Below are 19,345 nucleotides of genomic sequence, written 5' to 3'. Positions count from 1 at the left end.
ACAGGGTATTTAGTGCCCTATTTTTGGTCTTTGCGAAGTATGGTAACGGAAAAACCGGACCCTGACGACGCTTTGGAGGGGAATGATGTCGCAGCCACCGAAGGTTTTGCTGCTGTATGCCCATCCGGAATCACAGGACTCGGTGGCAAACCGGGTTTTACTGCAACCGGTGCAGCAGTTAGAACATGTTACTGTGCACGATCTTTATGCACATTATCCGGATTTCTTTATTGATATTCACCATGAGCAGCAATTGCTACGTGAGCATCAAGTTATTGTATTTCAACATCCCCTCTACACCTACAGTTGCCCGGCTTTGCTGAAGGAGTGGTTGGACAGAGTGTTAGCGCGTGGTTTTGCCAATGGTGTGGGCGGGCACGCTCTGACGGGTAAGTACTGGCGTTCGGTCATTACCACCGGTGAACCGGAAGGTGCCTATCGGGTGGGAGGCTATAACCGCTACCCGATGGAAGATATCCTGCGCCCTTTCGAATTGACGGCGGCTATGTGCCATATGCATTGGATGAACCCCATGATTATTTACTGGGCGCGGCGCCAGAAACCGGAAGTCCTTGCCAGCCATGCGCAAGCTTATATGCAGTGGTTGCAGTCACCGCTGCCTACAGGAGGGCACTGATATATGGAAGGCTCAGCGCTACTTACTGCCATTTTATTATTTTTATTTGCCGCTGTGGTTGCGGTTCCTATTGCCCAACGCCTCGGTATTGGTGCGGTGTTGGGCTACCTGATAGCCGGTATCGCCATCGGCCCATGGGGTTTGGGGTTTATTCGTGATGTTGACGAAATACTGCACTTCTCCGAGCTGGGTGTGGTGTTTTTGATGTTTATCATTGGTCTGGAGTTAAATCCAGCCAAGCTATGGCAGTTGCGGCGCTCTATTTTTGGTGTCGGTGCGTGTCAGGTAGTGATTACGGCTGCGGTATTGGGGGCTTTGCTCTATTTCACCCAATTCGCCTGGCAGGCGGCGGTTATTGGTGGCATTGGTTTGGCGATGTCCTCGACAGCGATGGCATTGCAGCTAATGCGGGAAAAAGGCATGAACCGCAACGAAGGCGGGCAGCTCGGATTCTCGGTGTTATTGTTCCAGGATATGGCGGTTATACCTGCTTTGGCATTGATTCCGATTCTGGCAGGGGGCGGGGGTGGCGCTAACGATTGGGCCAGGATTGGTCTGAAAGTTGCCGCGTTTGCTGGCATGTTAATTGGTGGCCGCTATCTGCTGCGCCCACTGTTCCGCTATATCGTTGCCTCTGGCGTGCGGGAGGTTTTTACTGCCGCTGCATTGCTAGTGGTATTAGGTTCTGCATTGTTTATGGATGCATTGGGCCTATCGATGGCGCTAGGAACATTTATCGCCGGGATATTACTGGCTGAAAGTGAATTCCAACATGAACTGGAAATTGCTATCGAACCTTTTAAAGGGTTATTGCTCGGATTGTTCTTTATTTCGGTCGGAATGGCGCTGAACATTGGCGTATTGTTCACTCATCTGCTGGACATCCTCCTTGGCGTGTTAGCACTGGTATTTATCAAAGGTAGCGTGTTGTATGGCCTAGCGCGTACATTTGGTCTGCGCCGTTCGGTGCGCTTGCAATTTGCTGGCGTACTCAGTCAGGGGGGCGAGTTTGCCTTTGTGTTGTTCTCCGCCGCATTCTCTCAACATGTGCTAAATGCTGAACAATTGGCATTGCTGCTGGTGGTGGTTACGCTGTCGATGATGACGACACCACTATTGATGCAGGTTATCGATCGCATTCTGATCCGCCGTTATAACGCGCAGGAAGAGAGTGATGAGAAGCCGTTTGTGGAAGATAATGATCCACAGGTGATTATTGTTGGTTTCGGGCGGTTCGGTCAGGTGATTGGCCGCTTACTGATGGCGAACAAAATGCGCATTACTGTGCTGGAGCGTGATGTCAGTGCAGTGAGTGTGATGCGTAAATACGGTTACAAAGTGTATTACGGTGATGCTACCGAATTGGAGTTGCTGCGCGCCGCCGGTGCGGAAAAAGCCAAAGCTATCGTTATCACCTGTAATGAGCCGGAAGATACCATGACGTTGGTGCATCTGTGCCAACAGCATTTCCCTGATTTGCACATTCTGGCTCGTGCCAGAGGGCGTGTGGAAGCACATGAACTGCTGCAAAATGGCGTCAAAGACTTCACCCGTGAGACTTTCTCCAGTGCGCTGGAGTTGGGGCGCAAAACGCTATTAGGATTGGGGATGCATCCACATCAAGCTTATCGGGCGCAACAACATTTCCGCCGCCTTGATATGCGTATGCTGCGTGAATTGGTGCCGCAGCATCATGGTGATGTGGCGCAAATCTCCAGAGTTAAAGAGGCCCGCCGTGAACTGGAAGATATTTTCCAGCGAGAAATGCTACATGAAAGTCGGCAATTAGATGGGTGGGATGAATACGAATAATGTCGGAGAAAGCGATGACAAGTGCTCTTAATAAGACAAAAACACGTAAAAGGTTTATTGCTGGCGCGGTTTGTCCAAAATGTAAGGCATTGGATACCTTGGCTTTATGGCGTGAAGATCATGTGGAGGTGGTGGAGTGTGTCAAGTGTGGTCACCATCAACGCCAGACTGATGAACAGGTCAATCAGCACGTCCGCCCGCATGAACAAGTGATCGGTATTTTCCATCCAGAGTAGCGTTATCCTTCGCGATTTTTTATGCTGGTGGGTACAGCGGTGCAGATTTCAGCTACAATCTGTGCCAATTTTTGTTCCAAGGGTAGGAGATATCATGAAAGTAGCAAAAGACTTGGTGGTCAGCCTGGCTTACCAGGTACGTACAGAAGACGGTGTTTTAGTTGATGAGTCTCCGGTGAGTGCGCCGTTGGACTACCTACACGGACACGGTTCCCTGATCGCTGGTTTGGAAAACGCGCTCGAAGGTCATGAGGCTGGCGACAGCTTTGACGTGCGTGTGAATGCAGACGAAGGCTACGGCAGCTATGATGAAAATCTGGTGCAGCGCGTACCGAAAGACGTCTTTATGGGCGTTGACGAGCTGGAAGTTGGCATGCGTTTCCTGGCTGATACCGATCAAGGTCCAGTACCGGTAGAAATCACTGCTGTTGAAGATGAGCACGTCGTGGTTGATGGTAACCACATGCTGGCGGGTCAGGATCTGAACTTCCACGTTGACGTGGTTGCTATCCGTGAAGCAACAGAAGAAGAGCTACAGCATGGTCACGTACATGGTGAGCATGATCATCACCACGAACACGGTGATGGTTGCTGCGGTGGTCATGGTCATGACCACGATGAGAGTGAGCACGGCCATGAACATGGCAAAGGTGGTTGTGGTAAAGGCGGCTGTGGCTGTCACTAATATCTGACTCTGTCAGTCAAAAGCCAGCCTTGCGGCTGGCTTTTTGCTATCTGCGTTAATAGTGCGGTGGCGGTGTCTCTTCTGCTGGCGAGGCCATCATGGACGACTGAGACTCCCGCAATTTATCGGTCAACAAACGCAGATGCTCCCGCAGTTTGGTCATTTCCATCTGATGTTCTGTCACGATCAAGTTGAGTTCCTCAATCGTCACTTCCTGAAATGCCAGACGGCTTTCCAGCATTTCGAGGCGTTGCTCAAACAGGGACTGTTCCATCTTATTTCCTCTCATTACTGCAAACGATGCAGCTACACTTGGTGCAACTGCAAGCTATACCTTTTGGGCATTATCCGCTCGGTAGCAGTTTAGCTAAAATGGCAGGACAGGCTAGATTCTACCTGTAAAAGCATGTGATTACCCTGTGAGGGTCAAGATATCTATAAAAACGAAACTTATTGTAGTAAAAAAAGTCTTAATATCACTTAATAGCATAAGTATTGAGATTGTTTTGTGTTCACACAGACAGTTATAGTACAAGTTACTCTTAAAATCGTTGCTTGGGGTAGAGTCCTTAAGCCAATGGAGAAATGGATGAAATCACTGTTTAAAGTAACGCTACTGGCTACCACCATGGCGCTGACCCTGAATACCTCTGCTACTTTCGCTGCTGAAGCAGCCAAAACCGCAGCCGCGCCAGCAACGACAAATAGCGCATTTAAAAATGATGACCAGCAATCTGCTTATGCATTAGGCGCATCATTGGGGCGTTACATGGATAATTCCCTGAAAGAACAAGAAAAACTGGGCATTAAACTGGATAAAGACCAGTTGATCGCCGGTGTACAAGATGCTTTTGCCAGCAAAAGCAAACTGACCGACGAAGAAATTGAAAAAACCCTACAAGGTTTTGAAGCGCGCGTAAAAGCCTCTGCTCAAGCAAAAATGGAGCAAGACGCTAAAGAAAATGCCGATAAAGGCACCAAGTATCGCGATACTTTCGCTAAAGAAAAAGACGTGAAGAAAACCGCATCTGGTCTACTGTACAAAGTTGAGAAAGCCGGTACGGGTGATGCACTGAAAGACAGCGATACCGTTGTAGTTAACTACAAAGGGACACTGACTGACGGAACTGAGTTTGATAACTCCTACAAGCGTGGTGAGCCATTATCCTTCCGCCTGGACGGTGTTATCCCTGGTTGGACTGAAGGCCTGAAGCAAATCAAGAAAGGCGGCAAGATCACGCTGGTTATTCCACCAGAGTTGGCTTACGGCAAAACTGGCGTCCCAGGTATCCCAGCTAACTCTACTCTGGTGTTCGATGTAGAGCTGCTGGATGTGAAAGCCGCGCCTAAAGCTGATGCGCCAGAAGAACAACCAGCAGTAGCTGCGGGCGAAAAAGCGAAGAAGTAATTTAGCTTAGTTCCCCGGTTCTGCTTATAACCGCTGCGATCATTGTCGTGGCGGTTTTTTTTTGCGGCACATCTATCAATTTTCACTTCTGTTCGTTGATAACTTGACGGTTTATGGCTTGTGGGCTTAACGTCAATATCACGTGTAAACACAAGGATTTTATCTCAGCATATTTGCTAGACTTAAAATCTAAGATATTGAGTTATGAGTCTGCCAACGATATTGAGACAGGCTTTACCTAGAGGATGGTGTCTTCGATGTCTAATTCGCTTCTCAGTAGCGAAACCAGTGAACTGGATTTACTGGATGAACGTCCGTTCAGTCAGACGGACCATGAAATACTAAAATCATACGAAGCCGTCGTTGATGGCTTAGCTATGCTTATTGGCGGCCACTGTGAAATTGTCCTGCACTCACTGGAAGATCTGAAAAGCTCTGCGGTAAGAATTGCGAATGGCGAACACACGGGAAGGCAAATTGGCTCACCGATAACAGACTTGGCTCTGCGGATGTTGCACGATATGGCTGGTGCTGACAGCAGTGTTTCAAGAGCTTATTTCACCCGAGCCAAGAGTGGTGTGCTGATGAAATCAGTCACTATCGCTATCCGTAACCGTGACCAGCGTGTTATTGGCTTGCTGTGTATCAACATGAATCTGGATGTGCCTTTCTCACAAATCATCCAGACGTTTATGCCGCCGGAAACGCAGGAGGTTGCTTCTTCGGTTAACTTTGCCTCATCCGTTGATGATTTGGTGGCACAAACACTTGAATTTACTATCGAAGAAGTCAATGCGGACCGCAATGTTTCTAACAATGCGAAAAACCGCCAAGTGGTACTTAATCTTTATGAAAAGGGCATTTTTGATATCAAAGATGCCATTAATCAGGTTGCTGAACGGCTTAATATCTCTAAGCACACCGTCTATCTCTACATTCGCCAATTCAAAAGTGGCGACCTTGTAGGGCACGACCGTTAATGCCTGGCGTGAAAAGATATTGTCTTATGGTCACCGGGCCTGCTTATGGTACGCAGCAGGCCAGCAGTGCCTATCAATTCGCGCAAGCCCTCATAAATTCAGGTCATCACTTGGTCAGTGTTTTCTTTTACCGCGAAGGTGTGCTGAATGCGAACCACTTGACCGCCCCAGCCAGTGACGAATTTGACTTGGTAAGGGCATGGCAGCAATTGGCGGCTAAGCATGCTGTTATGTTGAATGTATGTGTAGCGGCGGCATTGCGCCGTGGTGTAACCGACCAACACGAAGCTAACCAACTCAATTTGGCTGTGGCAAATCTGCAACCGGGTTTTACCTTAACGGGCTTGGGTGCGTTAGCTGAAGCTGCATTGACGTGTGACCGGATGGTGCAATTTTAATGGCAATGAACCGTGTCGCGTTTGTTTTCACCCAAGGTCCGCACGGCAATTCGGCGGGGCGGGAAGGGTTGGATGCCTTACTGGCTACATCGGCATTGAGCGAAGATTTAGGCGTATTCTTTCTGTCAGATGGTGTTTTGCAGCTATTACCGCAACAACAACCGGAAATCATTCTCGCCAGAAACTATATTGCCACTTTCGGTGTCTTACCCCTGTACGATGTTGAGAATTGTTATATCTGCGAAGCCTCAATAGAGCAACGTGGGTTGAGTGGTGTGACGAACTGGATCCTTGATGTCGAGGTATTATCTCCGGTAAATTTACACCGCCAACTGGCAACTTATGATGTTGTGCTGACTTTTTAATGGGATTTGGGTCGCTATAATGCTGTATACCGTCAGTCATTCTCCTTATCGTTGCGATTTATCTGCTTTGCTGAGATTAGTCACATCCGAAGATGAGATTCTCTTTCTGCAAGATGGTGTTATGACTGTTTTGAAAAACAGTGAAAGTCTTAAGCTATTGTTAAATAACCCAGCTTCCTTCTTTGTGTTAGAAGATGACGTTATTGCACGTGGTTTGTCTGGTCAAATTTCAGACAGCGCGACGCTAATCGGCTATACTCACTTCGTGGATTTGACCCTAAAACATCAGCAACAACTGGCATGGTAATGCAGTCAATGCTGTATATTTCTTGACACCTTAGATAGTCAGCCATAAAATTCTGCGTCCTCGTTCTCTGCCAGTCGTGCAAACGAGGGGGATTTATCACGTGTTTACGAAGCAAAAAACCAGGAGCTTTTTTAATAATGGCAACGATTAACCAGCTGGTTCGCAAGCCACGCAGCATGAAGGTTGCTAAAAGCAACGTTCCTGCGCTGGAAGCATGCCCGCAGAAACGTGGTGTATGTACCCGCGTATATACTACCACCCCGAAAAAACCTAACTCCGCACTGCGTAAAGTTTGCCGTGTGCGTTTAACTAACGGTTTTGAAGTCACCTCCTACATCGGCGGTGAAGGTCATAACCTACAGGAACACTCCGTGATCCTGATCCGTGGCGGTCGTGTAAAAGACTTGCCAGGTGTGCGTTACCACACCGTTCGCGGCGCGCTTGACTGCTCAGGTGTTAAAGACCGTAAGCAATCACGTTCTAAGTACGGCGTGAAGAAGCCAAAGGCTTAATGGTTCTCCGTTAAGTAAGGCCAAACATTTTCACATTAATGTCAAAATAAACTCTTAGAGTTTTGGACAACCCTGAATTAACAACGGAGTATTTCCATGCCACGTCGTCGTGTAATTGGTCAGCGTAAAATTTTGCCAGATCCTAAGTTCGGATCTGAATTGCTGGCTAAATTTGTAAATATCCTGATGGTAGATGGTAAAAAATCTACTGCAGAAGCAATCGTCTATACCGCGCTGGAAACCCTGGCTCAGCGTTCTGGTAAAGATTTTCTGGAAGCTTTCGAAGTAGCTCTGGATAACGTGCGCCCGACTGTCGAAGTTAAGTCTCGCCGCGTTGGTGGTTCTACTTATCAGGTACCAGTTGAAGTTCGTCCGGTTCGTCGTAATGCCTTGGCAATGCGTTGGATCGTTGATGCTGCTCGTAAACGCGGTGATAAATCCATGGCTTTGCGCTTGGCGAATGAACTGTCTGACGCAGCAGAGAACAAAGGTTCTGCTGTTAAGAAACGTGAAGACGTTCACCGTATGGCCGAAGCTAACAAGGCGTTCGCGCACTACCGCTGGTAATTACCACGCAGTAGCTATGCTAACCATGCGGGCGCTTTAACAGTCAACCCGCATGGTTAACCGAATGAACGCCTAAGGCAATAGAGGAATCAAATGGCTCGTAAAACACCCATTGAGCGCTATCGTAATATCGGTATCAGCGCCCACATCGACGCCGGTAAGACAACCACTACCGAACGTATCCTGTTTTACACCGGTGTAAACCATAAGATCGGTGAAGTTCATGACGGCGCAGCCACCATGGACTGGATGGAACAGGAGCAGGAGCGTGGTATTACCATTACTTCTGCGGCTACTACCTGCTTCTGGTCTGGTATGGCTAAACAGTACGAACCACATCACGTCAATATCATTGACACCCCTGGGCACGTTGACTTCACCATCGAAGTAGAACGTTCCATGCGTGTTCTTGACGGCGCGGTAATGGTTTACTGTGCAGTTGGTGGTGTTCAGCCACAGTCTGAGACCGTATGGCGTCAGGCTAATAAATATAAAGTTCCACGCATTGCGTTCGTTAACAAAATGGACCGCATGGGTGCTAACTTCCTGAAAGTTGTTGGTCAGATTAAATCTCGTCTGGGCGCGACACCAGTTCCATTGCAACTGGCAATCGGCGCGGAAGAGAAATTCACCGGTATTATCGACCTGGTGAAAATGAAAGCGATCAACTGGAACGAAGCTGATCAGGGCGTGACCTTCGAATACGAAGAGATCCCTGCTGATATGGTTGAGCTGGCTGCTGAATGGCACCAGAATCTGGTTGAGTCTGCTGCAGAAGCGTCTGAAGAGCTGATGGACAAATACTTGGGCGGCGAAGAGCTGACCGAAGTCGAAATCAAGAAAGCTCTGCGTCAACGTGTTCTGCGCAACGAAGTTATCTTGGTTACCTGTGGTTCTGCGTTTAAAAACAAAGGCGTACAGGCAATGCTCGATGCAGTTATCGACTATCTGCCAGCACCAACTGACGTTGAAGCAATCAACGGTATTTTGGACGATGGTAAAGATACTCCGGCTGTTCGTCATTCAGACGACAAAGAGCCGTTCTCTGCATTGGCATTCAAAATTGCTACCGACCCGTTTGTGGGTAACCTGACGTTCTTCCGTGTGTACTCTGGTGTGGTTAACTCCGGTGACACCGTGTTGAACTCAGTGCGTTCACAGCGTGAGCGTCTGGGCCGTATCGTACAGATGCACGCTAACAAACGTGAAGAGATCAAAGAAGTTCGTGCTGGCGACATCGCAGCAGCGATCGGTCTGAAAGACGTGACGACGGGTGACACCCTGTGTGACCCAGCTAGTCCGATCATCTTGGAACGTATGGAGTTCCCAGAACCAGTAATCTCTGTTGCCGTTGAACCAAAAACCAAAGCCGACCAAGAAAAAATGGGTATGGCTCTGGGTCGTCTGGCAAAAGAAGATCCATCATTCCGCGTGTGGACTGACGAAGAATCTGGTCAGACTATCATCGCTGGTATGGGTGAGTTGCACTTGGATATCCTGGTTGACCGTATGCGCCGCGAATTTAACGTGGAAGCAAACGTCGGTAAACCTCAGGTTGCATACCGTGAAACTATCCGCGATACCGTTAAGGACGTGGAAGGTAAGCACGCTAAGCAGTCAGGCGGTCGTGGTCAGTACGGTCATGTTGTTATCGACATGTCTCCGTTACCACCGGGTGGCGCTGGATATGAATTCGTCAACGAAATCGTTGGTGGTTCTATCCCTAAAGAGTTCATCCCTGCTGTTGATAAAGGTATCCAGGAACAACTGAAATCCGGTCCTCTGGCTGGTTATCCGGTTGTTGACGTTAAAATCCGTCTGCACTACGGTTCTTACCATGACGTTGACTCCTCAGAATTGGCATTTAAATTAGCCGGTTCTATCGCCTTTAAAGAAGGTTTCAAACGAGCTAAACCAGTTCTGCTTGAGCCAATAATGAAGGTTGAAGTCGAAACCCCTGAAGATTACATGGGTGACGTAATGGGCGACCTTAACCGTCGTCGCGGTATCATCGAAGGTATGGAAGATACTGCTACCGGTAAAACCGTTCGCGTCAAGGTTCCGTTGTCTGAAATGTTCGGTTATGCTACTGACCTGCGTTCTCAGACTCAGGGCCGTGCTTCTTACTCCATGGAATTCCTGGAGTATGCTGAAGCACCTAGTAACGTCGCTAAAGCCGTTATCGAAGCCCGTGGCAAATAAGCTTTCGGGTTTAAAACAATGATCCAGTGCTCTCTCATAAGTGGGAGAGCACAAGAGTAAGGAATATAGTCGTGTCTAAAGAAAAATTTGAACGTAACAAACCCCATGTAAACGTAGGTACTATCGGCCACGTTGACCATGGTAAAACTACCCTGACTGCAGCAATCACCACCGTTCTGGCTAAAACCTACGGCGGTAGCGCTCGTGCTTTCGATCAGATCGATAACGCACCAGAAGAAAAAGCTCGTGGTATCACCATCAACACTTCTCACGTTGAATATGACACCCCGACTCGTCACTATGCGCACGTTGACTGCCCAGGACACGCCGACTACGTTAAAAACATGATCACCGGTGCTGCTCAGATGGACGGCGCGATCTTGGTTGTTGCTGCAACTGACGGTCCTATGCCACAGACTCGTGAGCACATCCTGTTGGGTCGCCAGGTTGGCGTTCCATACATGATCGTATTCATGAACAAATGTGACATGGTTGACGATGAAGAGCTGCTGGAACTGGTAGAAATGGAAGTTCGTGAACTTCTTTCTGCTTACGATTTCCCAGGCGACGACATTCCAGTAATCAAGGGCTCAGCTCTGAAAGCACTGGAAGGCGTTCCTGAGTGGGAAGCAAAAATTATCGAACTGGCTGAAGCATTGGATACCTATATTCCACTGCCAGAACGTGCTATCGATAAGCCATTCTTGCTGCCAATCGAAGACGTATTCTCTATCTCAGGCCGTGGTACTGTTGTAACTGGTCGTGTAGAGCGCGGTATCGTTAAAGTTGGTGAAGAAGTAGAGATCGTTGGTATCAAAGATACTGTTAAATCTACTTGTACTGGCGTTGAAATGTTCCGCAAACTGCTGGACGAAGGCCGTGCAGGTGAGAACGTTGGTGTTCTGCTGCGTGGTATCAAACGTGAAGATATCGAACGTGGTCAGGTTCTGGCTAAACCAGGTTCTATCAAACCACACACTACCTTTGATTCAGAAGTTTATATTCTGAGCAAAGACGAAGGCGGCCGTCATACTCCGTTCTTCAAAGGCTACCGTCCTCAGTTCTACTTCCGTACAACTGACGTAACCGGTACCATCGAACTGCCAGAAGGCGTTGAAATGGTAATGCCTGGTGATAACGTGAACATGGTTGTTACCCTGATTCACCCAATCGCAATGGACGACGGCCTGCGTTTCGCAATCCGTGAAGGCGGCCGTACTGTAGGCGCTGGTGTTGTTGCTAAAGTTATCGCTTAATTGCTTTACTGATTAATTATTTTATTGATCAAGTCATAAAGGGTGCTTCGGCACCCTTTTTTATTTATAAAGCTAATAATCTCAATTGAAATAACACGCATTCTTATTTACACTTAAGGGACTGGTCAAGAAGTGAGTCTCTCTATGTACGTTTGCCTGTGTAATGCGGTATCTGACAAAGTTATCCGTAAAGCTGTACGTCAGCACCATCCACATACCATTAAACAACTGCGTCAATTGGTACCCATTGGTACAGACTGCGGTAAGTGCATCCGACAGGCCAGAGAGATACTGATTGAGGAGCGCGCGAACATTCCAGAAATGAATGATGTTGCCTAATAGTTAGCAGGGATAAGTTTTCCCCATACTTTGCCATCTGGTACTACACTTTGAGTACTGGAAGCGGAGGGTATACTTATGAAAGGCGATAAAAAGATAATTGCACACCTTAATAAACTACTCGGAAACGAGCTGGTTGCCATCAATCAATATTTTCTCCATGCCCGGATGTTTAAAAACTGGGGGCTGATGCGCCTTAATGATAAGGAGTATCACGAATCCATAGACGAAATGAAGCATGCCGATAAATACATCGAGCGCATTTTATTCCTCGAAGGTATCCCTAACCTACAGGACTTGGGTAAGTTGAACATTGGTGAAGATGTTGAGGAAATTCTGAAATCAGATTTAGCACTTGAGTTAGCCGGTGCGAAGGATCTGCGTGAAGGCATCGCTTACGCTGATTCTATTCATGATTATGTTAGTCGCGATTTATTGAAAGAAATTCTTGCTGACGAAGAAGGCCATATTGACTGGCTCGAAACAGAACTGAGCCTGATTGAGCGTTTAGGTATACAAAACTACTCTCAAGCGCAGTTGGCAAAAGACTAAATCCTCGCAAGATAGCTTGTTTATTAACCATGATATTATTCAGTCAAAAAGAGTGAGAATCCTTCTTGGACTCACTCTTTTTTTCATTCCTACCGCCTAAATTAACCTTATATCCCCTTAATTAAATTATCTGCTAAGTTTTTGCATAGATTTCCAACACCGGCTTGCTTCCTGCTGGTATTTACGTATAATGCGCGGGCCTACCTAATCTTGGTGGGCCAGATTGAAACTAATCTGTCAGTCATAGCCTAGTGCTGTTACTGAACAATACTCCCGATATGGGGGTTATATGTTGAACGATTACACTCCCCCATCAATCGAAATGGGTGCGAGGAGTAATCATTTACGTTTATAAATAATTGGAGCTCTGGTCTCATGCAGAACCAAAGAATCCGTATCCGCCTGAAAGCGTTTGATCATCGTTTGATCGATCAATCAACTGCGGAAATCGTCGAGACTGCCAAGCGCACTGGTGCGCAGGTTCGTGGTCCGATCCCGCTGCCAACTCGCAAAGAGCGCTTTACCGTTCTGATCTCTCCGCACGTCAATAAAGATGCGCGCGATCAGTACGAGATTCGCACTCACAAGCGTCTAGTTGACATCGTTGAGCCAACCGAGAAAACCGTTGATGCTCTGATGCGTCTGGATCTGGCTGCCGGTGTAGACGTGCAGATCAGCCTGGGTTAATCAGGTCATTGAGCGATTGAGAGGTTGAAACAATGATTGGTTTAGTCGGTAAGAAAGTGGGCATGACGCGTATCTTCACTGAAGATGGCGTTTCAATCCCAGTAACTGTTATCGAAATTGAAGCGAACCGCGTAACTCAGGTCAAAAGCCTGGAGAACGACGGATACCGTGCTGTGCAAGTAACTACCGGTGCTAAAAAAGCTAACCGCGTTACTAAACCAGAAGCGGGTCATTTCGCTAAAGCTGGCGTAGAAGCTGGCCGTGGTCTGTGGGAATTCCGCCTTCCAGAAGGTCAAGAATTCACTGCTGGTCAAGAAATTAGCGTCGAAATTTTTGCAGACGTTAAGAAAGTCGACGTTACAGGTACGTCTAAAGGTAAAGGTTTTGCCGGTACTGTTAAGCGCTGGAACTTCCGTACCCAAGATGCTACCCATGGTAACTCCTTGTCTCACCGCGCTCCGGGTTCTATCGGTCAGAACCAGACTCCGGGCAAAGTGTTTAAAGGCAAGAAAATGGCAGGCCATATGGGTGATGAACGTGTAACTGTTCAAAGCCTGGATGTAGTACGTGTTGACGCTGAGCGCAACCTACTGCTGGTCAAGGGCGCTGTACCGGGAGCAACCGGTGGCAACCTGATCGTAAAACCGGCTGTCAAGGCGTAACGTCGAGGAGATAGGAATGGAATTGGTAATGAAAGACGCGCAAGGCGCGCTGACTGTTTCCGAAACTACCTTCGGGCGTGATTTCAATGAAGCGCTTGTACATCAGGTTGTTGTTGCTTACGCAGCAGGTGCCCGTCAAGGTACTCGTGCTCAGAAGACCCGTGCTGAAGTAACAGGTTCCGGTAAGAAACCGTGGCGCCAGAAAGGCACCGGCCGTGCGCGTGCAGGTTCTGTAAAGAGCCCAATCTGGCGTTCAGGTGGTGTGACCTTTGCTGCGAAGCCTCAGGATCACAGTCAGAAAGTAAATAAAAAGATGTACCGCGGCGCGCTGAAAAGCATTCTGTCCGAATTGGTACGTCAAGATCGTCTGATCATTGTCGAAAAGTTTTCTGTTGAAGCACCTAAAACTAAGTTGCTGGCGCAGAAACTGAAAGATATGGCTCTGGAAGATGTGCTGATCGTAACGGGTGAACTGGACGAGAACTTGTTCTTGGCAGCTCGCAACCTGTACAAGGTTGACGTTCGCGATGTAGCCGGTATCGACCCAGTTAGCCTGATCGCCTTCGACAAAGTGGTTATGACTGCTGATGCTGTGAAGCAAGTTGAGGAGATGCTGGCATGATTCGTGAAGAACGTCTGCTGAAAGTACTGCGCGCGCCGCATGTATCTGAAAAAGCGTCCGCTGCGATGGAAAAGAATAACACCATCGTTCTCAAAGTTGCCAAAGACGCGACCAAAGCAGAAATTAAAGCTGCAGTGCAGAAACTGTTTGAAGTCGAAGTCGAAGACGTTAACACCTTGCTGGTTAAAGGCAAGAGTAAGCGTCACGGTCAGCGTGTTGGTCGTCGTAGCGACTGGAAAAAAGCTTACGTCACCCTGAAAGAAGGCCAGAACCTGGACTTCATCGGCGGCGCAGAGTAAGTCGGAGGAGTAAAACAATGGCAATTGTTAAATGTAAACCTACATCTCCGGGTCGTCGCCACGTTGTTAAAGTGGTTAACCAGGAGTTGCATAAGGGTAAGCCTTATGCCCCGTTGCTTGAGAAATTAAGCAAAAGCGGTGGCCGTAACAACAATGGCCGTATCACTACCCGTCATATCGGTGGTGGCCACAAGCAACATTATCGTCTGGTTGACTTCAAACGCAACAAAGATGGTATCCCTGCTGTGGTTGAGCGTCTGGAGTACGATCCGAACCGTTCCGCGAATATCGCGCTGGTTCTGTACAAAGACGGCGAACGCCGTTATATCCTGGCGCCAAAAGGCCTGAAAGCTGGTGACCAGATTCAATCTGGCGTTGATGCTGCAATTAAAGCAGGTAACACCCTGCCTATGCGTAACATCCCAGTTGGTTCAACGGTTCATAACGTAGAAATGAAACCAGGTAAAGGCGGCCAATTGGCTCGTTCTGCTGGTGCATACGTTCAGATCGTTGCTCGTGACGGTTCCTACGTTACTCTGCGTCTGCGCTCCGGCGAAATGCGCAAAGTTCAAGCTGATTGCCGCGCCACCTTAGGTGAAGTCGGTAACGCTGAACACATGCTGCGTGTGCTGGGTAAAGCAGGTGCTAGTCGTTGGCGTGGTATTCGTCCTACCGTTCGCGGTACGGCGATGAACCCGGTAGATCACCCACACGGTGGTGGTGAAGGTCGTAACTTTGGTAAGCACCCGGTAACTCCGTGGGGCGTTCAAACCAAAGGTAAGAAGACCCGTAGCAACAAGCGTACTGATAAGTTCATCGTACGTCGCCGTAGTAAAAAATAATTAGAGGATAAGCCATGCCACGTTCTCTCAAGAAAGGTCCCTTCATTGACCTGCACTTGCTGAAGAAGGTAGAGAAAGCGGTGGAAAGCGGAGACAAGAAGCCAATTCGGACTTGGTCCCGTCGTTCAACGGTCTTTCCAAATATGATCGGTTTGACCATCGCTGTCCATAATGGTCGTCAGCACGTTCCCGTTTTTGTTTCCGATGAAATGGTCGGTCACAAACTGGGTGAATTCGCGCCGACCCGTACTTATCGCGGCCATGCGGCCGATAAAAAGGCTAAAAAGCGCTAAGGTAGGAGGAAGAGATGGAAACTATCGCTAAACATCGCCACGCTCGTTCTTCTGCTCAGAAGGTTCGCTTGGTAGCGGACCTGATTCGCGGTAAGAAAGTGTCGCAAGCTCTGGAAACTCTGACCTATACCAACAAGAAAGCTGCTGGTTTGGTTAAGAAGGTACTAGAGTCTGCCATTGCTAACGCAGAACACAACGATGGCGCTGACATCGATGATCTGAAAGTCACGAAGATCTTCGTAGACGAAGGCCCTAGCATGAAGCGCATTATGCCGCGTGCAAAAGGTCGTGCAGATCGCATCCTGAAGCGCACCAGCCACATTACTGTGGTTGTGTCCGATCGCTGAGACTCTGGAGACTAGCAATGGGTCAGAAAGTACATCCTAATGGTATTCGACTAGGTATTGTCAAAGCTTGGAACTCTACCTGGTACGCAAATACCAAAGAATTCGCTGACAACCTGGACAGCGACTTTAAAGTTCGCCAATTCCTGACTAAGGAATTAGCGAAAGCTTCCGTTTCTCGCATCGTTATCGAGCGTCCAGCGAAGAGCATCCGTGTGACTATTCACACCGCTCGTCCTGGCATCGTTATCGGCAAGAAAGGTGAAGATGTCGAAAAACTGCGTAAGGTCGTAGCGGATATCGCTGGCGTTCCTGCACAGATTAACATCGCCGAAGTCCGTAAACCGGAACTGGACGCAAAATTGGTTGCTGACAGCATCACTTCACAGCTGGAACGTCGCGTTATGTTCCGTCGTGCTATGAAGCGTGCTGTACAGAACGCAATGCGTCTTGGCGCTAAAGGTATCAAAGTTGAAGTAAGCGGCCGCCTTGGCGGTGCTGAAATCGCGCGTACCGAATGGTACCGTGAAGGTCGTGTTCCGTTGCATACACTGCGTGCGGATATCGATTACAACACATCTGAAGCGCACACCACTTATGGTGTAATCGGCGTTAAGGTATGGATCTTCAAAGGTGAGATCTTGGGTGGTATGGCTGCTGTTGAACAACCGGAACCGGCTGCTCAACCTAAAAAGCAGCAGCGTAAAGGCCGCAAGTAAGGAGAATCGCTGATGTTACAACCAAAGCGTACAAAATTCCGTAAGATGCACAAAGGCCGTAACCGTGGCCTTGCGCAAGGTACGGATGTTAGCTTCGGTGAGTTCGGCCTGAAAGCTTGTGGCCGTTGCCGCCTGACGGCTCGTCAAATCGAAGCAGCCCGTCGTGCGATGACACGTGCAATTAAGCGTCAAGGTAAGGTCTGGATCCGTGTATTCCCGGACAAGCCGATCACCGAGAAGCCGCTCGAAGTGCGTATGGGTAAAGGTAAGGGTAACGTAGAGTATTGGGTTGCCCTGATCCAGCCAGGAAAAGTTTTATTTGAAATGGCTGGTGTGCCGGAAGAAACTGCTCGCGAAGCATTTAAGCTCGCAGCAGCGAAACTGCCTGTAGGAACCACCTTTGTAACTAAGACGGTGATGTAATGAAAGCACAAGAGCTGCGTGAAAAAAGCGTTGAAGAGCTGAACACTGAGCTGCTCAACCTGCTGCGTGAGCAATTTAATTTGCGCATGCAGGCGGCTAGTGGCCAGCTGCAACAAACTCACCTGTCGAAACAAGTGCGCCGTAATATCGCACGTGTTAAGACTTTACTGACTGAAAAGGCGGGTGCGTAATGACTGACCAAATCCGTACTCTGCAAGGTCGCGTAGTTAGTGACAAAATGGAGAAATCCATGGTTGTTGCTATCGAGCGTGTGGTGAAGCACCCGATTTATGGGAAATTCATCCGTCGTACGACGAAATTGCATGTACATGACGAGAACAATGAATGTGGTATTGGTGACGTGGTAGAAATCCGCGAATGCCGTCCACTGTCAAAGACTAAGTCTTGGACGCTTGTTCGCGTTGTAGAGAAAGCGATTCTGTAATAGAGTAGCCAACTCGAACATAATAAACGGCTCAGAAAGTGGGCCGTTTATTTTTTCTACCCATAGTTTGGAAGCAGTGTTATAATGCTGCGCCCTCATTCATGGGGCTTTTAAACGACCTATTCTGGGTCCTAAAGTAGTAGTTGACATTAGCGGAGCACTAACATGATCCAAGAACAGACTATGCTGACCGTGGCCGACAACTCCGGTGCACGTCGCGTAATGTGTATCAAGGTTCTAGGTGGCTCGCACCGTCGCTACGCAGGCATCGGCGACATCATCAAGATCACCATCAAGGAAGCAATTCCTCGTGGCAAGGTGAAGAAAGGCGATGTTCTGAAGGCGGTAGTGGTGCGCACCAAGAAGGGTGTACGTCGCCCGGACGGTTCTGTCATTCGCTTCGATGGTAACGCTTGTGTTATTTTAAATAATAACAGCGAGCAGCCAATCGGCACGCGTATTTTTGGGCCGGTAACTCGTGAACTGCGTAATGAGAAGTTCATGAAAATTATCTCTCTGGCACCAGAAGTACTCTAAGGAGCGAACCATGGCAGCGAAAATCCGTCGTGATGACGAAGTTATCGTGCTAACCGGGAAAGACAAAGGTAAGCGCGGTAAAGTAAAGAATGTCCTGTCTGCTGGTAAGGTCATTGTTGAAGGTATCAACCTGGTTAAAAAACATCAGAAGCCGGTTCCGGCCCTGAACCAACCAGGCGGCATCGTTGAAAAAGAAGCTGCAATTCAAGTTTCCAACCTTGCGCTGTTCAACACGACAACCGGTAAGGCTGACCGTGTAGGCTTTAGATTCGAAGACGGCAAAAAAGTCCGTTTCTTTAAATCTAATAGCGTAACTATCAAGTAATTTGGAGTAATACGATGGCGAAACTGCATGATTACTACAAAGACGAGGTGGTCAAACAACTGATGTCTCAGTTTGGCTACAACTCTGTCATGCAAGTCCCTCGGGTCGAGAAGATCACCCTGAACATGGGTGTTGGTGAAGCGATCGCTGACAAGAAACTGCTGGACAATGCAGCAGCAGACTTGGCAGCAATCTCCGGTCAAAAGCCGTTTATCACCAAAGCACGCAAATCTGTTGCAGGCTTCAAAATCCGTCAGGGCTATCCGATCGGCTGTAAAGTAACCCTGCGTGGCGAACGCATGTGGGAATTCTTTGAGCGTCTGATTACCATTGCTGTACCTCGTATCCGTGACTTCCGTGGCTTGTCCGCTAAGTCATTCGATGGTCGTGGTAACTACAGCATGGGTGTGCGCGAGCAGATCATCTTCCCGGAAATCGACTACGATAAAGTCGATCGTGTACGTGGTTTGGATATTACCATTACCACTACTGCGAAATCCGATGATGAAGGCCGTGCATTGTTGGCTGCTTTTAAATTCCCATTCCGCAAGTAAGGTAGGGTTACTGATGGCTAAGCAATCAATGAAAGCACGCGAAGTTGTTCGCGTGAAACTAGCTAACAAATACCGCGCTCAACGCGAGGAATTAAAAGCTATTATCTCTGGTGTGAACTCATCCGACGAAGATCGTTGGAATGCTGTTCTGAAGCTGCAGTCTCTGCCGCGTGATTCCAGCCCGTCCCGTCAGCGTAACCGCTGCAACCAAACTGGTCGTCCGCATGGTTTCTTGCGGAAGTTCGGGTTGAGCCGTATTAAAGTCCGTGAAACCGCAATGCGCGGTGAAATCCCGGGCCTTAGAAAGGCTAGCTGGTAATTGTCACCAATTGAATCA

The 19,345-nt window shown here is 48.4% G+C and carries 31 protein-coding genes; 30 read left to right on the top strand and 1 reads right to left on the bottom strand.

What is annotated here, in order from left to right; genetic code table 11:
• Positions 1-85 precede the first annotated feature (85 nt).
• The 4 genes from kefG to slyD all read left to right on the top strand — a co-directional run bounded on the left by kefG (position 86) and on the right by slyD (position 3,370).
• A complete protein-coding gene (kefG, locus tag EL015_RS20105; RefSeq protein ID WP_032906599.1) occupies positions 86-637 on the top strand; it encodes a glutathione-regulated potassium-efflux system ancillary protein KefG in 552 nt (183 codons plus the stop codon).
• 3 nt (positions 638-640) lie between these two features.
• Positions 641-2,449, top strand: coding sequence for a glutathione-regulated potassium-efflux system protein KefB (kefB, locus tag EL015_RS20100; protein WP_005186206.1), 1,809 nt, complete (start codon positions 641-643; stop codon positions 2,447-2,449).
• A gap of 14 nt (positions 2,450-2,463) precedes the next feature.
• The gene (locus tag EL015_RS20095) at positions 2,464-2,685 is read left to right on the top strand and encodes a YheV family putative zinc ribbon protein (RefSeq protein WP_032906619.1); all 222 of its coding nucleotides are present in this window, start codon (positions 2,464-2,466) and stop codon (positions 2,683-2,685) included.
• Positions 2,686-2,779: 94 nt separating this feature from the next.
• Complete coding sequence (slyD, locus tag EL015_RS20090; protein WP_005186207.1) at positions 2,780-3,370, top strand: peptidylprolyl isomerase; 591 nt, start codon at positions 2,780-2,782, stop codon at positions 3,368-3,370.
• A 55-nt stretch (positions 3,371-3,425) separates the two neighbouring features.
• Here the strand turns inward: slyD and EL015_RS20085 are convergent, their stop codons facing one another.
• On the bottom strand, positions 3,426-3,644 hold the full coding sequence (locus EL015_RS20085; protein WP_005186209.1) for a protein SlyX: 219 nt from the start codon (positions 3,642-3,644) through the stop codon (positions 3,426-3,428).
• Positions 3,645-3,959: 315 nt separating this feature from the next.
• Here EL015_RS20085 and fkpA point away from each other — a divergent pair, with 315 nt between their 5' ends.
• The 26 genes from fkpA to rpsN all read left to right on the top strand — a co-directional run bounded on the left by fkpA (position 3,960) and on the right by rpsN (position 19,327).
• The gene (gene fkpA / locus EL015_RS20080) at positions 3,960-4,778 is read left to right on the top strand and encodes an FKBP-type peptidyl-prolyl cis-trans isomerase (protein ID WP_032906601.1); all 819 of its coding nucleotides are present in this window, start codon (positions 3,960-3,962) and stop codon (positions 4,776-4,778) included.
• 257 nt (positions 4,779-5,035) lie between these two features.
• Positions 5,036-5,758: a helix-turn-helix transcriptional regulator gene (locus tag EL015_RS20075; RefSeq protein ID WP_032906602.1), complete on the top strand. Its 723-nt coding sequence runs from the start codon at positions 5,036-5,038 to the stop codon at positions 5,756-5,758.
• Positions 5,758-6,156: a sulfurtransferase complex subunit TusD gene (gene tusD, locus EL015_RS20070; protein WP_032906603.1), complete on the top strand. Its 399-nt coding sequence runs from the start codon at positions 5,758-5,760 to the stop codon at positions 6,154-6,156. Before EL015_RS20075 ends, tusD begins: the two co-directional genes overlap by 1 nt.
• Complete coding sequence (tusC, locus tag EL015_RS20065; protein WP_005186219.1) at positions 6,156-6,521, top strand: sulfurtransferase complex subunit TusC; 366 nt, start codon at positions 6,156-6,158, stop codon at positions 6,519-6,521. Before tusD ends, tusC begins: the two co-directional genes overlap by 1 nt.
• Before the next feature lie 19 nt (positions 6,522-6,540).
• Positions 6,541-6,828, top strand: coding sequence for a sulfurtransferase complex subunit TusB (gene tusB, locus EL015_RS20060; protein ID WP_005186220.1), 288 nt, complete (start codon positions 6,541-6,543; stop codon positions 6,826-6,828).
• A gap of 137 nt (positions 6,829-6,965) precedes the next feature.
• The gene (gene rpsL, locus EL015_RS20055; RefSeq protein ID WP_002212323.1) at positions 6,966-7,340 is read left to right on the top strand and encodes a 30S ribosomal protein S12; all 375 of its coding nucleotides are present in this window, start codon (positions 6,966-6,968) and stop codon (positions 7,338-7,340) included.
• Positions 7,341-7,436: 96 nt separating this feature from the next.
• Positions 7,437-7,907 carry a 30S ribosomal protein S7 gene (gene rpsG, locus EL015_RS20050; protein ID WP_002212324.1) on the top strand — a complete coding sequence of 157 codons (471 nt, stop codon included), beginning with the start codon at positions 7,437-7,439 and terminating at the stop codon, positions 7,905-7,907.
• Between the two features lie 93 nt (positions 7,908-8,000).
• On the top strand, positions 8,001-10,109 hold the full coding sequence (gene fusA / locus EL015_RS20045; protein ID WP_005186225.1) for an elongation factor G: 2,109 nt from the start codon (positions 8,001-8,003) through the stop codon (positions 10,107-10,109).
• Positions 10,110-10,180: 71 nt separating this feature from the next.
• A complete protein-coding gene (gene tuf, locus EL015_RS20035; protein ID WP_005186230.1) occupies positions 10,181-11,365 on the top strand; it encodes an elongation factor Tu in 1,185 nt (394 codons plus the stop codon).
• Between the two features lie 144 nt (positions 11,366-11,509).
• Positions 11,510-11,704, top strand: coding sequence for a bacterioferritin-associated ferredoxin (bfd, locus tag EL015_RS20030; RefSeq protein WP_005186233.1), 195 nt, complete (start codon positions 11,510-11,512; stop codon positions 11,702-11,704).
• 78 nt (positions 11,705-11,782) lie between these two features.
• Entirely contained in the window at positions 11,783-12,256 is a 474-nt protein-coding gene (bfr, locus tag EL015_RS20025) for a bacterioferritin (protein ID WP_005174628.1), read from the top strand.
• A 375-nt stretch (positions 12,257-12,631) separates the two neighbouring features.
• Entirely contained in the window at positions 12,632-12,943 is a 312-nt protein-coding gene (gene rpsJ, locus EL015_RS20020) for a 30S ribosomal protein S10 (protein WP_001181005.1), read from the top strand.
• A gap of 32 nt (positions 12,944-12,975) precedes the next feature.
• Positions 12,976-13,605 (top strand): 50S ribosomal protein L3, encoded by a 630-nt coding sequence (rplC, locus tag EL015_RS20015; protein WP_005186238.1) that lies wholly within the window; start codon positions 12,976-12,978, stop codon positions 13,603-13,605.
• A gap of 16 nt (positions 13,606-13,621) precedes the next feature.
• Entirely contained in the window at positions 13,622-14,227 is a 606-nt protein-coding gene (gene rplD / locus EL015_RS20010) for a 50S ribosomal protein L4 (protein WP_004702326.1), read from the top strand.
• On the top strand, positions 14,224-14,526 hold the full coding sequence (rplW, locus tag EL015_RS20005) for a 50S ribosomal protein L23 (protein WP_005159841.1): 303 nt from the start codon (positions 14,224-14,226) through the stop codon (positions 14,524-14,526). Before rplD ends, rplW begins: the two co-directional genes overlap by 4 nt.
• Before the next feature lie 17 nt (positions 14,527-14,543).
• The gene (rplB, locus tag EL015_RS20000) at positions 14,544-15,368 is read left to right on the top strand and encodes a 50S ribosomal protein L2 (RefSeq protein ID WP_005186240.1); all 825 of its coding nucleotides are present in this window, start codon (positions 14,544-14,546) and stop codon (positions 15,366-15,368) included.
• Between the two features lie 14 nt (positions 15,369-15,382).
• Positions 15,383-15,661, top strand: a complete 279-nt coding sequence (gene rpsS / locus EL015_RS19995) for a 30S ribosomal protein S19 (protein ID WP_002213430.1) — start codon at positions 15,383-15,385, stop codon at positions 15,659-15,661.
• Positions 15,662-15,675: 14 nt separating this feature from the next.
• Entirely contained in the window at positions 15,676-16,008 is a 333-nt protein-coding gene (rplV, locus tag EL015_RS19990; protein ID WP_002223844.1) for a 50S ribosomal protein L22, read from the top strand.
• Between the two features lie 17 nt (positions 16,009-16,025).
• Positions 16,026-16,724, top strand: coding sequence for a 30S ribosomal protein S3 (rpsC, locus tag EL015_RS19985; RefSeq protein WP_002221644.1), 699 nt, complete (start codon positions 16,026-16,028; stop codon positions 16,722-16,724).
• Positions 16,725-16,736: 12 nt separating this feature from the next.
• Positions 16,737-17,147: a 50S ribosomal protein L16 gene (gene rplP / locus EL015_RS19980; RefSeq protein ID WP_002218940.1), complete on the top strand. Its 411-nt coding sequence runs from the start codon at positions 16,737-16,739 to the stop codon at positions 17,145-17,147.
• Positions 17,147-17,338, top strand: coding sequence for a 50S ribosomal protein L29 (gene rpmC, locus EL015_RS19975; protein ID WP_005159843.1), 192 nt, complete (start codon positions 17,147-17,149; stop codon positions 17,336-17,338). Before rplP ends, rpmC begins: the two co-directional genes overlap by 1 nt.
• Positions 17,338-17,592, top strand: a complete 255-nt coding sequence (gene rpsQ, locus EL015_RS19970; protein ID WP_002228135.1) for a 30S ribosomal protein S17 — start codon at positions 17,338-17,340, stop codon at positions 17,590-17,592. Before rpmC ends, rpsQ begins: the two co-directional genes overlap by 1 nt.
• Before the next feature lie 165 nt (positions 17,593-17,757).
• Entirely contained in the window at positions 17,758-18,129 is a 372-nt protein-coding gene (rplN, locus tag EL015_RS19965; protein WP_032906604.1) for a 50S ribosomal protein L14, read from the top strand.
• A 10-nt stretch (positions 18,130-18,139) separates the two neighbouring features.
• Positions 18,140-18,454 (top strand): 50S ribosomal protein L24, encoded by a 315-nt coding sequence (rplX, locus tag EL015_RS19960; protein WP_005186249.1) that lies wholly within the window; start codon positions 18,140-18,142, stop codon positions 18,452-18,454.
• 14 nt (positions 18,455-18,468) lie between these two features.
• Positions 18,469-19,008: a 50S ribosomal protein L5 gene (rplE, locus tag EL015_RS19955; RefSeq protein WP_004391419.1), complete on the top strand. Its 540-nt coding sequence runs from the start codon at positions 18,469-18,471 to the stop codon at positions 19,006-19,008.
• A gap of 13 nt (positions 19,009-19,021) precedes the next feature.
• A complete protein-coding gene (gene rpsN / locus EL015_RS19950) occupies positions 19,022-19,327 on the top strand; it encodes a 30S ribosomal protein S14 (RefSeq protein ID WP_032906605.1) in 306 nt (101 codons plus the stop codon).
• Positions 19,328-19,345 lie beyond the last annotated feature (18 nt).

Origin of the sequence: Yersinia intermedia (genome assembly GCF_900635455.1) — a bacterium.
Classification (GTDB): Bacteria; Pseudomonadota; Gammaproteobacteria; order Enterobacterales; family Enterobacteriaceae; genus Yersinia; species Yersinia intermedia.
This window is presented reverse-complemented; position numbering and strand designations above follow the sequence as displayed.

Excerpts from the sequence above, each read along its gene's own strand:
- kefG (WP_032906599.1), top strand. The coding sequence starts at position 86 with ATGTCGCAGCCACCGAAGGTTTTGCTGCTGTATGCCCATCCGGAATCA.
- kefB (WP_005186206.1), top strand. The coding sequence starts at position 641 with ATGGAAGGCTCAGCGCTACTTACTGCCATTTTATTATTTTTATTTGCC.
- EL015_RS20095 (WP_032906619.1), top strand. The coding sequence starts at position 2,464 with ATGACAAGTGCTCTTAATAAGACAAAAACACGTAAAAGGTTTATTGCT.
- slyD (WP_005186207.1), top strand. The coding sequence starts at position 2,780 with ATGAAAGTAGCAAAAGACTTGGTGGTCAGCCTGGCTTACCAGGTACGT.
- EL015_RS20085 (WP_005186209.1), bottom strand. The coding sequence starts at position 3,644 with ATGGAACAGTCCCTGTTTGAGCAACGCCTCGAAATGCTGGAAAGCCGT.
- fkpA (WP_032906601.1), top strand. The coding sequence starts at position 3,960 with ATGAAATCACTGTTTAAAGTAACGCTACTGGCTACCACCATGGCGCTG.
- EL015_RS20075 (WP_032906602.1), top strand. The coding sequence starts at position 5,036 with ATGTCTAATTCGCTTCTCAGTAGCGAAACCAGTGAACTGGATTTACTG.
- tusD (WP_032906603.1), top strand. The coding sequence starts at position 5,758 with ATGCCTGGCGTGAAAAGATATTGTCTTATGGTCACCGGGCCTGCTTAT.
- tusC (WP_005186219.1), top strand. The coding sequence starts at position 6,156 with ATGGCAATGAACCGTGTCGCGTTTGTTTTCACCCAAGGTCCGCACGGC.
- tusB (WP_005186220.1), top strand. The coding sequence starts at position 6,541 with ATGCTGTATACCGTCAGTCATTCTCCTTATCGTTGCGATTTATCTGCT.
- rpsL (WP_002212323.1), top strand. The coding sequence starts at position 6,966 with ATGGCAACGATTAACCAGCTGGTTCGCAAGCCACGCAGCATGAAGGTT.
- rpsG (WP_002212324.1), top strand. The coding sequence starts at position 7,437 with ATGCCACGTCGTCGTGTAATTGGTCAGCGTAAAATTTTGCCAGATCCT.
- fusA (WP_005186225.1), top strand. The coding sequence starts at position 8,001 with ATGGCTCGTAAAACACCCATTGAGCGCTATCGTAATATCGGTATCAGC.
- bfd (WP_005186233.1), top strand. The coding sequence starts at position 11,510 with ATGTACGTTTGCCTGTGTAATGCGGTATCTGACAAAGTTATCCGTAAA.
- bfr (WP_005174628.1), top strand. The coding sequence starts at position 11,783 with ATGAAAGGCGATAAAAAGATAATTGCACACCTTAATAAACTACTCGGA.
- rpsJ (WP_001181005.1), top strand. The coding sequence starts at position 12,632 with ATGCAGAACCAAAGAATCCGTATCCGCCTGAAAGCGTTTGATCATCGT.
- rplC (WP_005186238.1), top strand. The coding sequence starts at position 12,976 with ATGATTGGTTTAGTCGGTAAGAAAGTGGGCATGACGCGTATCTTCACT.
- rplD (WP_004702326.1), top strand. The coding sequence starts at position 13,622 with ATGGAATTGGTAATGAAAGACGCGCAAGGCGCGCTGACTGTTTCCGAA.
- rplW (WP_005159841.1), top strand. The coding sequence starts at position 14,224 with ATGATTCGTGAAGAACGTCTGCTGAAAGTACTGCGCGCGCCGCATGTA.
- rplB (WP_005186240.1), top strand. The coding sequence starts at position 14,544 with ATGGCAATTGTTAAATGTAAACCTACATCTCCGGGTCGTCGCCACGTT.
- rpsS (WP_002213430.1), top strand. The coding sequence starts at position 15,383 with ATGCCACGTTCTCTCAAGAAAGGTCCCTTCATTGACCTGCACTTGCTG.
- rplV (WP_002223844.1), top strand. The coding sequence starts at position 15,676 with ATGGAAACTATCGCTAAACATCGCCACGCTCGTTCTTCTGCTCAGAAG.
- rpsC (WP_002221644.1), top strand. The coding sequence starts at position 16,026 with ATGGGTCAGAAAGTACATCCTAATGGTATTCGACTAGGTATTGTCAAA.
- rplP (WP_002218940.1), top strand. The coding sequence starts at position 16,737 with ATGTTACAACCAAAGCGTACAAAATTCCGTAAGATGCACAAAGGCCGT.
- rpmC (WP_005159843.1), top strand. The coding sequence starts at position 17,147 with ATGAAAGCACAAGAGCTGCGTGAAAAAAGCGTTGAAGAGCTGAACACT.
- rpsQ (WP_002228135.1), top strand. The coding sequence starts at position 17,338 with ATGACTGACCAAATCCGTACTCTGCAAGGTCGCGTAGTTAGTGACAAA.
- rplN (WP_032906604.1), top strand. The coding sequence starts at position 17,758 with ATGATCCAAGAACAGACTATGCTGACCGTGGCCGACAACTCCGGTGCA.
- rplX (WP_005186249.1), top strand. The coding sequence starts at position 18,140 with ATGGCAGCGAAAATCCGTCGTGATGACGAAGTTATCGTGCTAACCGGG.
- rplE (WP_004391419.1), top strand. The coding sequence starts at position 18,469 with ATGGCGAAACTGCATGATTACTACAAAGACGAGGTGGTCAAACAACTG.
- rpsN (WP_032906605.1), top strand. The coding sequence starts at position 19,022 with ATGGCTAAGCAATCAATGAAAGCACGCGAAGTTGTTCGCGTGAAACTA.